Origin of the sequence: Streptomyces sp. NRRL F-5122, assembly GCF_001507435.1 — a bacterium.
Taxonomy (GTDB): Bacteria; Actinomycetota; Actinomycetes; order Streptomycetales; family Streptomycetaceae; genus Streptomyces; species Streptomyces lannensis.
The window spans coordinates 61,784-78,061 of the sequence record NZ_LMWH01000150.1 but is presented as its reverse complement, the minus strand read 5'-3'; the positions used below and the strand labels follow the sequence as shown (position 1 = coordinate 78,061).

7 protein-coding genes and 1 pseudogene are annotated in these 16,278 nt (G+C 70.5%); 3 read left to right on the top strand and 5 right to left on the bottom strand.

Features of this window, described 5'->3' with window-relative positions; translation table 11 throughout:
- Positions 1-39: 39 nt before the first annotated feature.
- A complete protein-coding gene (gene tmpA / locus ADL25_RS17055; protein ID WP_059128600.1) occupies positions 40-1,677 on the bottom strand; it encodes a TauD/TfdA family dioxygenase in 1,638 nt (545 codons plus the stop codon).
- Positions 1,678-1,911: 234 nt separating this feature from the next.
- Here tmpA and ADL25_RS17050 point away from each other — a divergent pair, with 234 nt between their 5' ends.
- A complete protein-coding gene (locus ADL25_RS17050; protein WP_059128599.1) occupies positions 1,912-3,189 on the top strand; it encodes an ArgE/DapE family deacylase in 1,278 nt (425 codons plus the stop codon).
- A 140-nt stretch (positions 3,190-3,329) separates the two neighbouring features.
- Here the strand turns inward: ADL25_RS17050 and ADL25_RS17045 are convergent, their stop codons facing one another.
- Positions 3,330-4,256 carry a LysR family transcriptional regulator gene (locus ADL25_RS17045; protein WP_059128642.1) on the bottom strand — a complete coding sequence of 309 codons (927 nt, stop codon included), beginning with the start codon at positions 4,254-4,256 and terminating at the stop codon, positions 3,330-3,332.
- 127 nt (positions 4,257-4,383) lie between these two features.
- On the bottom strand, positions 4,384-6,675 hold the full coding sequence (locus ADL25_RS17040; protein WP_059128598.1) for an FdhF/YdeP family oxidoreductase: 2,292 nt from the start codon (positions 6,673-6,675) through the stop codon (positions 4,384-4,386).
- A 722-nt stretch (positions 6,676-7,397) separates the two neighbouring features.
- On the opposite strand from ADL25_RS17040, the gene ADL25_RS17035 reads away from it, so the two are divergent.
- The gene (locus ADL25_RS17035; RefSeq protein WP_059128597.1) at positions 7,398-9,182 is read left to right on the top strand and encodes an FUSC family protein; all 1,785 of its coding nucleotides are present in this window, start codon (positions 7,398-7,400) and stop codon (positions 9,180-9,182) included.
- 59 nt (positions 9,183-9,241) lie between these two features.
- Here the strand turns inward: ADL25_RS17035 and ADL25_RS17030 are convergent.
- Positions 9,242-11,369: pseudogene (locus ADL25_RS17030) on the bottom strand (FdhF/YdeP family oxidoreductase).
- 344 nt (positions 11,370-11,713) lie between these two features.
- Positions 11,714-12,340, bottom strand: coding sequence for a DUF1345 domain-containing protein (locus ADL25_RS17025; protein ID WP_059128596.1), 627 nt, complete (start codon positions 12,338-12,340; stop codon positions 11,714-11,716).
- Positions 12,341-12,921: 581 nt separating this feature from the next.
- Between ADL25_RS17025 and ADL25_RS17020 the strand changes: the two genes are divergently transcribed.
- On the top strand, positions 12,922-16,263 hold the full coding sequence (locus ADL25_RS17020; RefSeq protein WP_059128595.1) for a lectin: 3,342 nt from the start codon (positions 12,922-12,924) through the stop codon (positions 16,261-16,263).
- The last annotated feature ends 15 nt before the right edge of the window (positions 16,264-16,278 follow it).

Here is a 16,278-nt window from a genome sequence, read left to right as displayed (position 1 = left end):
GCGAGGGGCGCAACCCCCGGGACGCGCCGTCGCGTACCGCTAGCCGCGCACCAGCGCCGCAAGCAGCGGAAGGAAGTGCGCGAACGGGGGTGTGTCGGCGTTCGGGTCCTTCGCCTGCTCGTCCCAGCGGCGGACGGCGACGGCGTCGGCGGCGCCGGGCAGCGCGGCGAACTCGGCCGCCTGCTCAGGAGTCATTACACCGCCCTGGACCTTCAGCGTGTACTTGGAAGCCTCGGACAGCTGGTCGTAGTAGTCCGGCTCCACCGCGCACAGATAGCGCTTGGCGGCCACGTGCAGCCGCACCGGCTCGGTGACCTCGGGCCCGAACCAGCGGCCCAGCAGGTCGGCGCCGGTGTGGCTGTGCCGGTTGTCCGTGCCGGCCATCAGCTCCAGACCGGTGACGACCTCGCCGTCGACGTGTCCGAGGTCGTGCAGCAGGGCTGCGGCCACCAGGTGCGGCGGGGCACCGGCGGCCTCCGCCCTGGCACCCGCCTGCAGCATGTGCTGGGCCATGGTGACGGGCTCGCCCAGGTACTCCGCCGTCCCCGCCCCGGCGAACATCTCGACCACAGGCTCCAGGGTGTCCGCGCGGCGCAGTACCGCCAGCGCGCCCGCCAGCCCGTCCAGGTCGGCGTAGCAGCCCTGGAGGTGGCGTGCACCGTCCTGGGCGAACGCCGTGCGGGCGTGCAGCAGCCGGGTGTTGTCGAAGACCAGGCAGTCGCCCGGGGTGAGTCGCAGGTCGAGCTGGAGCTCGGGGCGGAGCAGCAGTTCGGCGAAGGTGCGGTAGGCCGCGTAGAAGTGCTCCAGCTCTTCGGCGGGCAGCCTCAGGGTGCTGATCGAACGGTTGTTGAAGCGCACCTCGCGCACCCGGCCCAGCGAGTCGGTGCCGATCAGCGGGCGGTCGGCGCGCAGTTCCGTCCCCGCGTCGCGGAAGACGAAGGGGACGGGCGTGCGGGTGAGCACCTCGAACGCCTCGGGGTCCTCGCGGCGCAGCATCGCGGCCGCCGCGAAGCCGTCGACGAGACCGGAGTCGCCGCCGTCCGCGTCGTTGACCAGGCAGTGCAGCAGCTGAAGCGTCGGCACCGGGTCGCGGTACGGGTTGTCGGTGTGCGGGGTGATGGCGACCGAGGTGAAGGCGAGGTTGTTCGGGTCGGGTTCGACGCGCACGTCGAAGAGCTTCCCGTAGTTGGTCTCGCGGACGTAGCCGAAGGTCTCCGCGACCTCGAGCACCTGCTCCTCGCGCTGCGGCACCTCACGCAGCAGCATGAAGCCCAGCCGCAGCACGGACTCGAGCATCCGCGCCCGCACACCGGGCTTGTCGAGGTAGTCCGCCCAGTCGGCCGCGGGCAGCCGTCCAGCGATGTCACGGGCCGTCCACAGCTCCTTGCCGTGCTCGGTGCGCAGATCACCGTGGTCGGTGCGGCCGGGGCGGTTGGCGGCCAGCCAGGCCACCGGGTACACGGAGCGGTGCCCGTCGGGCTGCCAGACGACCTCGACGGCGGGGTCGGGGGTACCCGCGGCGGTGCCCGCCCTGCCCACCCGCAGCCCGGTGGGCAGGGCGGTGATCTGGAACAGCTTCTGTCCGGAGCGGGGATCGCGGCACTCGGCACAGGGGCAGTTGTCGCGGAGCCACATCGCCGGCAGATCGCCGATCGGGAAGGTGGGCAGGGCGGACACGTTCACTCCTCGGGGAAAAGTTGTATAGCCAACTTCTGCGACGGTCACAGGCGCACACGTCGGGAAGGTGACCGCAAAGTGGCGATGCGGCGAACCCCGCTCTCGCGGCGGCACGCGGGAGCCGGCGTCGACGGCCGGACATGGACATTGAAGGCGCCGTCGCCCGGCCCTTAGCATCCGGAGATGCCGAGCCTTCCGCAGTGGACAGCACACAAGTGACGGGAGCAACCCCCCATGGCCACAGCAGGGTTCACCGCCGAAGAGGCCTCCGCGCTGGCGCAGGTCGACGAGGCCGCCATCGTCCGGACGCTGCTGGAACTGATCGCGATCCCGAGCGTGACCGGGACCGCGGCCGAGGCCGAGATCCAGCACGACCTGGCCGGGCGGCTGGGACGACTCGGGCTCGACGTGGATCTGTGGTCCATGGATCTGCCAGGACTGCGCGCCCATCCCGGATTCCCGGGAGCCGAGGCGCCCCGGGAGGAGGCCTGGGGGCTGGTGGCCGCCACGGACGACGGCGGTGACGGACCGACCGTGATCCTCCAGGGGCATGTGGACGTCGTACCGCCGGGGGACCTGGGGCGGTGGGAAGGCGACCCGTTCGTGCCGAGGGTCGCGGGGGACACGGTGTACGGCCGGGGCGCCTGCGACATGAAGGCCGGGCTGGTGGCCCATCTCGCCGCGATGACCGCGATCCGGGCTAGCGGGATCCGGCTGCGCGGGCGGGTGGCGGCCCACTTCGTGGTCGGCGAGGAGGACGGCGGGCTCGGCGCTTTCGGTACGCTCCAGCGCGGCCACACCGCAGACGCGTGCCTCATCACCGAACCCACCGGCAGCACCCTCGTGACCGCCAATGCCGGGGCGCTGACCTTCCGTCTCGCCGTACCCGGTGTCTCTGCCCACGCCGGCTCGCGCGACGCGGGTGTCAGCGCCATCGACGCCTACCTTCCGGTCCACCGGGCCCTGGCCCGGCTGGAGGCCGAGCGCAACACGTACCCGGACCCGCTGATGGCCGAGTACCGCATCCCCTACGCACTGTCGGTGGGCACCCTGCGCTCGGGCGACTGGGCGAGCAGCGTGCCCGACCGCCTGGTCGCCGAGGGGCGGTTGGGGGTTCGTCTGGACGAGCATCCCGATGCCGCACGTGCCCATCTGGAGGAGCACATCGCGAAGGTGTGCGCGTCCGACCCGTGGCTGCGCGACCATCCGGTGGAGGTGAGCTGGCCCGGCGGCCAGTTCGCCCCCGGACGGCTCCCGATCGGCCACCCGCTGCGCGACATCGTCCGGGACGCCTTCGCCGACGCCACCGGCCGCCCGGGACCGCGCGAGCGCGGAGCGCCGTACGGAAGCGATCTGAGGCTGTACACGGCGGCGGGCGTTCCGACCCTGCAGTTCGGCCCCGGCGACGTACGTCTGGCCCACAGTGCCGAGGAGCAGGTACGGATCCCGGACATCGTCGATGTGGCACGGACCGTCGTGCTCGCCGTGCTCCGGACGGCCGGCACGAGGTGATCGGTGTCCGGGACGCCGGCCGGCGCCCCGGCGCCGTCGGTCATGGCGGCAGGCCGGGGGCATACGCCCGTACCGACGGCCGCCCGTACGCGGTTGACGCGGTCCCCGCGGGAACGTGTCGCTGTGCGAGCCGGCCGGCGCTACCGGGCTCCGGACTCCCCGGGAAGGCGCTCAAGCGCGGCGGCGACGTCGGTGTGCCGGGCGACGTCCGCCAGGGCGCGGGCCATGACCGATCCCGGCTCCCGGGTGGTGACCACCAGACCGACCGGCACGGAACGGGCCGGTTCGACCATCGGCACCGCGCGCATGCCCTGCGGGACGCCGAAGACATGCAGCCATGTGTGCGGCACGATGCTTGCCCACAGGCCCGTCCTGACATGGGCGAACAGCGTGGCCACCGAATCGGTCTCCAGCCGGGGCGAGGGCCGCAGCCCGGCCTCCGCGAACACCCCGTCCAGGACCTTGCGCCCCTGCATGGCCTCGGTCAGCAGGCACAGCGGGAGCGTCGAGGCGTCCGCCCAGGTGGCCGTCGAACGGGCGCCGCCGTCGGCGGCGGTGGTCAGCAGCACATACCGCTCCTCGTACATCGGCACCGCCTGGAAATGCTCCGAGAGGCCGTTGTGCAGATAGGTGATCCCGGCGTCGATCTCGAAGTTCTGCAACTGCCGGAGAATTTCCTCCGACTGCAGGTCCGCTATCACCTCCACGGTCACCAGTGGGTGTGCCGCGCAGAACGGGCCGGTCAGCAGTGAGACGGCGCCGGACGCGGTGGGCACCGAGCCGATCCGCATCCGGCCGCTCAGCCCGGTACGCAGGGCGCCGACCTCGTTCTTGAGGGCGTCGCGATCGGCGAGGATCCGCTGCGCCCACACCACGATGCGTTCGCCCTCGGGCGTGAGGCCCTCGTACTTCCGGCCGCGGCGGACCAGCGGTACGTCCAGTTCTTCCTCCAGCTTTCTGACGGCCTCGGAGAGAGCGGGCTGGGAGACGAAACAGGCCTGCGCGGCGCGGGCGAAGTGACGCTCGCGCGAGAGGGCGACCAGGTACTCGAGTTGGCGGAACAGCACCTCATGGATGTACCCGACGGCAGGGCCGAACGCCAAACGCGGCCCGCGTCCCGTCGTGCCGCGCTTCGTCGGCGACGGCCGACGAGGCCCGGGCGAGCACGGGACGGTGCCGTGGCCGGCGTCCGGGTCAGGCGGGTGTGCGTGCCGCTTCCAGACGAACCACCACGCCCTTGGACGTGGGGCAGTTGCTGATGTCGGCGACGCTGTCCAGCGGGACCAGCACGTTGGTCTCGGGGTAGTAGGACGCGGCGGAGCCGCGGCTGGTGGGGTAGCCGACGACCCGGAAGTTCTCCGCTCGGCGTTCCGTCCCGTCGTGCCAGACGCTCACCAGGTCCACCTCGTCGCGGTCGGCGATGCCGAGGGCCTCGAGGTCACCGGGGTTGACGAGCACGACCCGGCGGGCGTTGTGGATGCCGCGGTACCGGTCGTTCGGGGCGTACGGCACGGTGTTCCACTGGTCGTGCGAGCGCAGGGTCTGCAGCAGCAGGTGTCCCTCGGGGACGTGCGGCATGGTGAACTCGTTGCAGGTGAAGACCGCCTTGCCGCTCGGAGTGCGGAAGACGTGCTCGTTCACCGGGTTGGGCAGCTTGAAGCCACCGGGCCGCGCCACCCGGGTGTTGAAGTCCTCGAAGCCCGGTACGACACGGGAGATCCGGTCGCGGATCGTGCCGTAGTCTGCCTCGAAGTCCTCCCAGGGGATGGAGGGTTCGTCCCCCAGCGTGCGGCGCGCCAGCCGGCTGACGATCGCCACCTCGCTCAGCAGGTTCGGTGAGGCAGGTGGCAGTTTCCCCCGGGAGGCGTGCACCTCGCTCATGGAGTCCTCGACGGTGACGAACTGCTCACCCGTGACCTGGACGTCCCGGTCGCTGCGGCCCAGCGTGGGGAGGATCAGGGCGGTGTCGCCGCAGACCGTGTGCGAGCGGTTGAGCTTGGTGGAGACATGCGCGGTCAGCCGGCACCTGCGCATCGCCGCCTCGGTGACCGCACTGTCGGGAGTGGCCCGTACGAAGTTCCCCGCGACGCCGACGAAGACCTTGGCGCTGCCGTCGCGCATCGCACGGATGCCGTTCACCGAGTCGAGGCCGTGCCGGGTGGGCGGGGTGAAGCCGAACTCGCGCTCCAGCGCGTCCAGGAACCCCTGCGGCATCCGCTCCCACACCCCCATGGTGCGGTCACCCTGGACGTTGCTGTGGCCGCGCACCGGGCACACTCCGGCGCCGGGCCTGCCGATATTGCCGCGCAGCATCAGGAAGTTGACGATTTCACGGATGGTGGGAACCCCGTGCTTGTGCTGGGTCAGCCCCATCGCCCAGCACACGATGATCTTCTTGCTCCGCAGGACGCTCGCGTGCACACGCTCGATCTCCTCGCGGGACAGCCCGGTCGCCGTCAGCACATCGTCCCAGGAGGTCTTCTCGGCCTGTGCGGCGAAGTCCTCGAAGCCGGTGGTGCTGCTCCTGATGAAGGAGTGGTCGAGCACGGTGCCCGGCGCGGCCTCCTCGGCGTCCAGCAGCAGCCGGTTGAGGGCTTGGAACAGGGCGAGGTCGCCGCCGGCGCGGATGTGCAGGAACTGGTCGGCGATGGGCGTGCCGCGGCCGATCACGCCGCGTACCCGCTGCGGGTGCTTGAAGCGCATCAGCCCGGCCTCGGGCAGCGTGTTCACCGCCACCACCCGGCCGCCGTTGCGTTTGGTCTCCTCCAGCGCCGACAGCATCCGCGGGTGGTTGGTTCCCGGGTTCTGTCCCACGACGAAGACCAGGTCGGCATCGTGGATGTCGTCCAGCGAGACACTGCCCTTGCCGATGCCCAGTGTCTCCTGCAGCGCGGACCCGCTCGACTCGTGGCACATGTTGGAGCAGTCCGGCAGATTGTTGGTCCCGAACGCGCGGGCGAAGAGCTGGAGGAGGAAGGCGGCCTCGTTGTTCAGCCGGCCGGACACGTAGAAAAGGGCCTCGTCGGGGGAGTCCAGACCGCTCAGCTCCCGGGCGAGCAGACCGATCGCCTCGTCCCAGCCGATCGGCTCGTAGTGGGTCGCGCCGGGCCGCTTCACCATCGGCTCGGTCAGCCGGCCCTGCTGGTTGAGCCAGTAGTCGGACATGCCGCCCAGCTCTGCGATCGAGTGCTCGCGGAAGAAGTCGCGGGTCACGCGCCGTGAGGTGGCCTCGTCGTTGATGTGCTTGGCGCCGTTCTCGCAGTACTCGTTCGTATGGCGCTTGCCCGGTGCGGGCTCGGGCCAGGCGCAGCCGGGGCAGTCGATGCCCTTGGCCTGATTGACGTTCAGCAGCGTCAGCGCGGTGCGCCGCACGGACGTCTGGCCGAGGGAGTACTCCAGGGCGTGCGTCACCGCGGGCAGACCCGTCGCCCAGGTCTTGGGCGGGGTGACCGACAGATCGTCGCTGGGGTCCTCGATGCTGCTCATGATCCGGGCTGCCTCTTTCCACGCTGGGCCACCGGCCGGGCCGTGCGAATCCGGCGCGTGTGCGTGCGCGTCCGAGACCACCACCGTGCCGCGGCGGCCGTTTTTCCCTCTTCACCGAACCGGGAAAGCGCGCCGGACGTACGGGCCATGGACGTGCGTATTCACATGCGCCGTCTGCACATATCCGACTCCCACTGCGAGAGCAGCTTCCGCCGGTACCCGGCCGGAAGTCAAAGAGGGCTCTTCGATGATCCGATCGGCGCCGCTTATCACGGTGGCGGTCTTCTCCACCGGGACGGCGACGGAACGGACCGGGGCCGGGTGGCAGGGGAATGCGCGGCGCGTTCCTGTTTGCGAGCGGCCGGACGGATTTCGCCGGGCGGTCCTGCGGCTGCCGACGAACGGGTCGCCGGGACGAACACACGTCCTGACAGGCGCCGCCGATCGCACGGCAGGTAATTCCTTTTCGACTGCCATGGTAAATTCCCGGACGATGGTCGAGGGGCGAACAATTCCGTCCGGGTGGGGGAAACGGCGCCGATTCCCTGTTCCCGCATTTTTCGGAAGCCCGGCCATGGATATCGACGACATCGGCACGCGCGATCCCCGCAGTACGCCCCACGCCCGATGTGATCCGAGTCACCGCCCAGCACCACCGGCCGACTGCTGAGTCGGCCAACGATGAACGGTCCACCATAAGAAGCAAGTGATATACCCCGATCATGCCCCGTTTGCAGCTTTCACACCTTCTTGTGACCGGGAGCGCTCGGCGGCGTGCGGCGGCCGACCTGGCGCGCGTACTGACCCCGCGCGGCGCGCTCTCCCTGCACAAAGTGGACGGGGCGTTCGCCTGCGCCCTGCACGCCGCACTCGCCATGGCACTGCCGACGCTGCCGTTGGTGCTGACCGGGCGGGCCGAGCAAGCCGTCTACGCCATGCTCGGCGCCTTCACCACCACGTTCGCGCACAACCTGCCCTACCCGCGGCGCGCCAGGGTCCTCGCACTGGCCGGGGTGGCCATGACCGCGTGTGTGGGCGGTGGTTCGATGCTCGCCGCGTGGGCCCATCCACAAGAGGGGGGAGGCGGCGCCGTCGTGGTGGTCGCGGCCACGGCCGTGGTCGCCGGTGCGGCGAAGTTCGCCTGTGACGCCGCGCGACAGAGCGGGCTCGGCGCGGTGCTGCTGCTCTTCTCGTTCGCCGTGGCGGCCAACGCCTCGCCCGCCTTCGACGATGTCCTCCCGCAGACCGCGCTGGCCGCGGTGGGAGCCGCCGTGGCCTGGGCACTGGCCATGTCGGGCCGGCTCGTACAGCCGGACCGCCCGCAACGCCTCGCCGTGGCCGCGGCCCTGCGGCAGCTCGCCGGGCTGCTGGAGTCCGGTGGTGTGCGGCACGGGGGCGGACCGGCCCGGAACCGGGCGACCGCCGCCGTACTCCAGGCGTATGTGTCCCTCGGACTTCTGCCGCCCACCGGCGCCGGGCAAGGTGTCCGCGGCGGGGTGTGCGCGCGCCTGACCGACCTCTCCTGGTCGTTGCTGATCCGCTCCGTGCGCCGGTCGCCCGACGACCACGCCGACCTGGCGCGGCACCTGCGCCGACAGGTCCGGCTCCTGACGGACCGGCGCCGCCGGGTCCCCCCGCTCCTGCCGGAGCTGTCGGCGCCCGTCGCGGCCACCCGGGCCGGAGCCGCCGAGGACGCGACGGGCACCGCACCGGAACCGATCGACCCCGCCGCCGGCCGTGCCGCCGAGACACGTGCCGCCGAACTGCTGGTGGGGCGGCGCCGGGGTCGTTCGAGCCATGTCTCGGTCCTGGTGGTACCCGCACTGCGGATCGTCCTCGGGACCGGGCTGGCGGGCGGACTGGCCGTGGCCCTCAACCTCGGGCACGGCTACTGGGCGGCGATCTCGGCCGCGGCGGTGCTGCACTCCATCAACGTCCGCACCGCGGCGCAACGCGCCGTTCAGCGCACGGTGGGCACGGTCGCCGGGCTGGTCGTCGCCCTGGCCGTACTGGCCCTGCGGCCGGATGCGGCAACGCTCGTCCTCGTGATCGTCCTTCTGGAGTTCCTGCTGGAGTACGTCGTGTCCCGCAACTACGGTCTCGGCGTCGTCTTCCTCACGCCGCTGGCGCTGCTCCTGACCGAACTGGCGGCACCCGCAGCTCCCGGGACCCTCGTCCTGGACAGGGCGGTCGGCAGCGTTCTGGGGATCGTCATCGGGCTGCTCTGCGGACTCCTGGTGGTCCACGACCGCGCCGCGGTCCGGGCCGAGCGTGCGCTGACCGCCTGCACCAAGGCCGCCGAGCATGCGGAGCGGGCGCTGGACGAGCGCTCGGCGCAGGCGTTCCCGGTCGTGCAGACGCATCTGGCCGTGGCGGTCGTGGAGCTGCGCGAGGCCGACGACGCCGCGGCGGGGGAGCTGTGGTCGGCGGAGATCGATCCCGCCGAACTCGCCGCCGCGGAGCAGCGCGCCTATCTCTTGCTCGAACGGCTCGCCCGGGGACGGTGACGGCGCGGTGCGCCCCGGCCGTCCCCGCGCCCGGCTCGACTCTCTGGCCGCCTCCTCGCTCAGGTGGCGGGGGTGATGGTGACCTTGACGTGCTTCATGATCGGTTGGTCGCTCTGGGTGCTGTGGTCGGCGAGCGCGCACAGCACGTTCATCTCGGGCATGTACCCGGCGGCGCAGCCCCGGGGGATGTCGTAGGGGATGGCGAGGTAGCCGCTCAGGGAACGGGTGCTGCCGTCCCTGGCGGTGCTGGTGATGTCGACGGGACCGAGATCGGCGATTCCGCGTTCGCGCATGTCGCCCCGGTTCATGAAGACGAGCGTGCGGAGGTTCTTGATGCCGCGGTAGCGGTCGTTGTCGGAGTAGATGGTGGTGTTCCACTGGTCGCGGGACCGCATGGTGCCGAGCGCCAGGGTGCCGGGGGCGGGGACGACGTCGGGCAGACGGGCCGCGGAGAACTCGGCGGCGCCCGAGGCGGTGAGGAAGACCAGCTCACGGGCGGGCTGCTTGATGCGGAAGCCGAGGGGCAGGCGCACACGGCGGTTGAAGTCCTCGAAGCCGTCCAGGACTTGGGCCATGGTGTCGCGGATCCGGTCGTAGTCCTCGACGTACCACTCCCACGGCGTGGAACTGGCGGGCAGGGCGGCACGGGCCATGCCCGCGACGATCGCCGGCTCGGACAGCAGATGCGGCGAGGCGGGCCGCTTCATACCGATGGACAGGTGCACCATGCTCATCGAGTCCTCGACGGACGTGTTCTGGATGCCGTTGCGCTGATGGTCCTTCTCCGTGCGGGCGAGGCACGGCAGGATGAGGGCCTGGCGTCCGTGCACGAGATGACTGCGGTTCAGCTTGGTGCTCACCTGCACGGTCAGATCGCAGTTGCGCAGCGCCGTCCAGGTGACCGGAGTGTCGGGTGCGGCCAGGGCGAAGTTGCCGCCCATACCCACGAACACCTTCACATCACCGCGGAGCATCGCCTGGATGGTGCCGACGGTGTCCAGGCCGTGCTCACGGGGCGGATCGATCCGGCAGACCTCGGCGAGCCGGTCCAGGAACTCCGCAGTGGGCCGGTGGTCGATGCCGCAGGTCCGGTTGCCCTGGACGTTGCTGTGCCCGCGCACGGGGGAGGGGCCCGCCCCCTCCCGTCCCAGGTTGCCGCGCAGCAGAAGCAGATTGACGATCTCCCGCACGGTGTCGACACCGTGCTTGCTGGTGGGTGAGACCCAGACACCAGTTGAAGATGCTGCGGTCGGCGTCGTTGCAGATGCGTGCCGCCTTCAGGATGTCGGTGCGGCTGATGCCGGACTGACGCTCGAGCTCCGCCCAGGGCGTCTCCTCGCACAGCGCCCGGTACTCGTCGAAGCCGGAGGTGTGGCGGTCGATGAACTCCTGGTCCAGGGCCTTGGACTCCTCCAGGACCGCCTTGGCCATGCCGCGCAGAAGCGCCATGTCACCACCGATGCGCGGCTGGAGATTCAGCGTGCTGGTCCGGGTCGTTTTGAAGAGCGCCATGTCCAGGAAGTCGTGGGGGACGATGGTGCGGGTGGCGGCCGCCTCGACCAGTGGATTGATGTGCACGATCTGGGCGCCGCGGTGGTGGGCCTCGGCGAGGGCGGTGAACATCCGGGGCGCGTTGGAGGCGGCGTTGACCCCCAGGATGAACAGGGCGCCGGCGCTCTCCCAGTCCTTGAGGTCGACGGTTCCCTTGCCGGTGCCCATGGATGCCTGCAGCGCGCGGCCACTGGCCTCGTGACACATGTTGGAGCAGTCGGGCAGGTTGTTCGTGCCCAGCTCGCGGGCCATCAACTGGTACAGGAACGTGGCCTCGTTGCCGAGCCGGCCCGAGGTGTAGAACGACGCCCGGCCCGGGTCGTCCAGCCCGCGCAGGGTACTGCCGATCAGCTCGAAGGCGTCCTTCCACCGGGTCGGGACGTAGTGGTCCGTCTCCGGGTCGTACATCATCGGCTCGGTCAGCCGGCCCTGGTCCTCCAGCGCATAGTCGCTCCACCGGGACAGCTCGGTCACCGAGTGCGCGGCGAAGAACTCGCGCCCGACACGCTTGGGTGTCATCTCCCAGGTGACGTGCTTGATCCCGTTCTCGCAGATGTCCAGCTTCAGGCCCTTGGCGTCGTCCGGCCACGCGCATCCGGGGCAGTCGAAGCCGGTGTTCTCGTGGTTCATCCGCATGATCGCCCGCGGCCCGTCCAGCAGCGCGTGCTCGCGTACGAGGACACGGCTCACGCTCTTGGCAGCGCCCCAGCCCGCGGCCGGATGGTGGTACGGGTGGAACTCCGGGCCTTCCGTGGGGACCGGCCCCGCTGAGGGCTCCGGCGCTTCCCGCTCGTCCTTGTTGATGCTCAAGGCGCTCCACCCTCTCGGCCATTCGGGTATACGGGGGCAACCGGGGCCTTTCGGCAGGCTATGCCGGATGATCAGGGCCCGCCACTCGATCGGGGAGCACCGGGTGACGGAGGGTGAGCGGCGGCGATCGGTCGGCCGGGACAGGCTGTCGACGGCGTGCGGCGTCCGCGTCAGTGGGTGACGATTCCTGCGACGAGGTTGATGGCCGTGGCGAGAACGCTGGTGCCGAAGACGTAGGACAGGAGGCAGTGGCGCAGCACCATCGCGCGGATGGCCGAGCTCGACACACCGGTGTCCGAGACCTGGTACGTCATGCCGAGGTTGTAGCTGAAGTAGAGAAAGTCCCGGTACGCGGGCGGCCGCTCGGAGTTGAAGTCGATCCCGCCCGCCGACTCCGGGTAGTAGAGATACGCGTAGCGGGTGGCGTACATCAGGTGCAGGGCCGCCCAGGCCATGAACACACCGCCGAGCGCCGTCGCGGCATGGGCGGGGTCCGAACTGCCGAGGAGCAGCACCACGATGCCGACCAGCCCGCACACGGCGGCCGCGACCACGGCAAGCTCCTCGGCGACGGGCCGCAGATCCTCGCGCCGGGCATGGCGGCGAGTCGCTGCGGCATCCATCGGCCACAGGACGATCCAGCCCGCCACCACGAAGAACGCCTCCGTCACGGCGATGCCCGTCAGGACACCCAGCGGTGCGTCGATCGGCACACCGACGGCGGCACCGGCCACCACTCCGACGACCACGGCGCCGGTGAGCCGAGGAATGGCCGAGACCGGCAAGCACGTGCTCATACGTCCCGACCGTAGCGGCTTTGTCGCGGTCGGCACCCGGACGCCGAAGCAGTCGGCGTAGCGGACCGCGCGGAGAGGGTGATCCCGGCCCGACGACGCCGGACGCCCACGGACGGTGACACGCCGGGCGGGGCACCGGTACGCCGTCGGTGAGTTGCCCGTCCGGCGTTCTGGCGGTTCGTGACCCCGAGCCGGTCGGGTGTGAACGCCTTCTTCGTCCGAGTGCGCCGGTACGGCGCGTTGCCGGGCGCGGCCCGGACCGTCACGCCACCCTTCCGTGAGCGGGGCGGACCGGCGTGCGGCGGAGGATGCGGGGACCCGTAGCGGCCGACGGGCCGTCATTTCGGTTCACGTCCGGCAGCGCACCCCAGGTGGCACGAGTGGCCGAATCGGTTTGCCTTAACCGGGTGTTGACTTGGTTGACACAGGGTCACCCGAGGCGTTGGATCAGTGTCCGCATGCGCTGGCAACGTTGTCAGGGTGGTCCGTCCACCGGATCTGACAACGATGTCAACCATGTGGTGCGGAAACGCACCTGCACGTCATCCGTGAGGTCACAACCCCCGCCGTGGAGGCACGTGATGGCAAAGCCCAGGTCCCCGCGACCGCCCAGATTCCGTAGCCGCATCCGCAGACGTCTCGCCGCCGTGTCCGTACTGGCCATGGCCGTCCTGCCGCTCCAGGCACTCGGCGCCGTGTCCGCATCGGCCGCTCCCGCCTTCGTGGGGGATCCGGCGTCGTTGGTCAACCCGCTCATCGGTACGTCGGGCGAGGTCGACACCTTCCCCGGACCCGACATGCCCTTCGGCATGATGCAGTGGGGGCCGGACACCACTCCGCACCGCGCGCTGGGCGGAGGCTACGAGTACAACGACTCCAAGATCTCCGGCTTCAGCCTCACCCATATGTCCGGGCCCGGCTGTTCGGCGGGTGGCGACGTGCCCTTGCTGCCTCTCACCGGCTCCCTCTCGGGCGACCTGGGTGGTACGAGCGTGGGATTCAGCCACGACAACGAGCACGCCGCCCTCGGCTACTACGACGTGAAGGACGACAACGGCGTCTCCACGGAGCTGACCACCACCACCCGCGCCGGTCTGGGCCGGTTCACCTTCCCCGGTGGCGACGACTCGCACCTGCTGCTCAAGCTGAGTGGCGGAGCCACGCAGATCGACGGCACCCGTGCCCAGGTGGTGAACGACCACGAGGTCATCGGTGCGGTCCAGAGCGGCCACTTCTGCGGTGCCGCCAACACCTACACGATCCATTTCGACATCAAGTTCGACCACCCCTTCACCGGCAGCGGGACCTGGACCGGCTCGACCGTCAACCCCGACGCCAAGGCGCTGCGACTCGGGCGCCCCGAGCAGACGCTGAGCAAGCGTTCGTCGGACGAGCTGGCCGAGCGGCACTTCACCGTGCCGGCCGCCCCCTCCCCGAGCGTGCACGGCGGAGCGGGCAAGCAGGGCGGCACGCAGTCCAGCCCGCCGGTCACCGGCGCCAACGGCATGTACCTCACCTTCGACACCACCGGCGCGCGGACCGTGACGGCCGCCGTCGGCATCTCGTACACCTCCGACGCCAACGCCCGGGCCAACCTCACCAAGGAGGTCAAGGGCTGGGACTTCGACGGGATGCGCACCGCCAACCACGCCGCGTGGAACGCGGTGTTCGACCGGGTGCGGATCGCGGGCGGCACCCGTGACCAGCAGACGCAGTTCTACACCGCGCTCTACCACGCGCTGCTCCACCCGAACGTCTTCTCCGACGACAACGGCCAGTACATGGGGATGGACGACCAGGTCCACACGGTGGCCAAGGGGCAGCAGGCGCAGTACGCCAACTACTCCGGCTGGGACACCTACCGGTCGCAGACCCAGCTGATGGCGATGGTCGAGCCGAAGGTAACGGGTGACGTCGTCACCTCGATGCTCAACGGCTACGACCAGACCGGGCTGCTGCCGAAGTGGGCGCAGAACAACGGCGAGAGCTATGTGATGGTCGGCGACCCGGCGGACGGCATCATCGCGGGCGCCCGTGCCTTCGGGGCGCAGAACTTCGACGTGTCGCACGCCCTGGACGCGATGGTCCACGAGGCGACCAAGCCCAACAACGACCGGCCGGGCCAGTCCCTGCGGGACACCATGGGCTATCTGCCGATCGACGGCGCCGACTGGGGCTGCTGCAACTTCTACGGCCCGGTCTCGACACAACTGGAGTACGACAGCGCGGACTACGCCATCGCGGCACTCGCCAAGTCGCTCGGCAGGAACGACGTCTACACCACGTTCGCGAGCCGTGCGCAGGACTGGCAGAACGTCTTCAACCCGCAGACCGGCTACCTCCAGGCGAAGAAGGCCGACGGGGAGTGGGCGACCGGCTTCGCGCCGGGCACGTCCAACGGCTTCGTCGAGGGGACCTCGGCGCAGTACACGCCGATGGTTCCGTTCAACCTCAAGGCGCTCATCGCGGCCCGCGGCGGCGCGCAGGCGTGGAGTTCCTACCTCGACAGCCTGCTGAGCGACATCGCTGACCCGTCGGCGACCGACGCCAATCTGAGCAACGAGCCGAGCCTGGAGATCCCCTGGGAGTACGACTACGTCGGACAGCCCTGGAAGACCCAGCAGGCGGTGCGCGAGGCACAGCAGAAGCTGTACTTCAACGCGCCCGTCGGCTCGTTCGGCAACGACGACCTGGGGGCGATGAGCTCCTGGTACGTCTGGTCGGAGCTGGGCATGTACCCGCAGACGCCGGGCACGGACGTCCTCGCGTTGGGCAGCCCGGTCTTCACCCGGGCCCAGGTGACGCTGCCGAGCGGGCGCACACTGAACGTCAACGCGCCGCAGGCCGCGTCCGACGCGCCGTACGTGCAGTCGCTGACGGTGAACGGAAAGGCGTGGAACAAGGCCTGGACGACCTTCGGCGCACTGAAGAACGGCGGCACGCTCGACTACACGCTGGGCACGCAGGCCAACACCGGATGGGCCGCGGCCGACGGCTCGGCCCCGCCGTCGGACTCCACCGGCCAGCGGGACGTGCTCGCCTCGGCCGGCCCCTCCGGCGTCGGCCTGGTCCTGTCGCCCGACGGCACCGGCACGGGGACGCTCGACGTCTCGAACATCGGCAGCCGTGCCCAGACGGTGCACTGGACGGCCCAGGCGCCCTCGGGCGTGAGCCTTCCGGCCTCGTCGGGCTCGTTCGACGTCGGCGCCAACGGCACCGCGCAGCAGCAGATCAAGGTGACCGCGGGCGGTACCGAGGGGGTCTACCCGGTGCTCTTCTCGCTCACCGACGGCACCGGAACGAGTCTTGGCACGGTGGCGCTGCGCGTGGTGGTGGCCGGACCGGGCGAACTGTGGCCGTACTACACGACGCAGGGGGTCTATCCGGACGGCACCCGTTTCACCGGAGGCTTCGACGGCGGTGGATGGGCGTACTCGAAGGACGCGCTGGCGGCCGCGGGTGTCGACGGCGGTGGGCAGAGCACCGCGGACGGGATCACGTACACCTGGCCCGCCTTCGGCAGCGGCAAGGACGACGAGATCGAGCTCGCCGGCCAGAGCATTCCGCTCGCCGGGCCGAGCGGAGCCTCCTGGCTCGGCCTGCTCGGTGCGGCCACCAACGCCCCGTCGACCGGCTCCTCGAGCCAGGTGACCGTGACCTACGACGACGGCACCACGTCGACCGGGACCGCGGTGTTCTCCGACTGGACGCTCAACGCGGGAGGCAGCAAGCCGGTTTCCCAGGACACCACGGTGGTCTCCATGCCGTACCGCGTCACCGGTTCCGGAGGCCAGGACTCGGTGACGACGTACGTCTTCGCCACCAGGATCCCGGTCGACCCGGCGAAGCAGATCGCCTCGGTCAGACTCGCGGCGGCGGACGACGGCACCAACCACGTCTTCGCCGTCGGTTTCGGCGGCTGACGCGCCGTAGGGCGT

Bases quoted from the DNA above. Each gene is read 5' to 3' on its own strand.
- ADL25_RS17050 (WP_059128599.1), top strand. From the start codon at position 1,912: ATGGCCACAGCAGGGTTCACCGCCGAAGAGGCCTCCGCGCTGGCGCAG.
- ADL25_RS17040 (WP_059128598.1), bottom strand. From the start codon at position 6,675: ATGAGCAGCATCGAGGACCCCAGCGACGATCTGTCGGTCACCCCGCCC.
- ADL25_RS17035 (WP_059128597.1), top strand. From the start codon at position 7,398: ATGCCCCGTTTGCAGCTTTCACACCTTCTTGTGACCGGGAGCGCTCGG.
- ADL25_RS17025 (WP_059128596.1), bottom strand. From the start codon at position 12,340: ATGAGCACGTGCTTGCCGGTCTCGGCCATTCCTCGGCTCACCGGCGCC.
- ADL25_RS17020 (WP_059128595.1), top strand. From the start codon at position 12,922: ATGGCAAAGCCCAGGTCCCCGCGACCGCCCAGATTCCGTAGCCGCATC.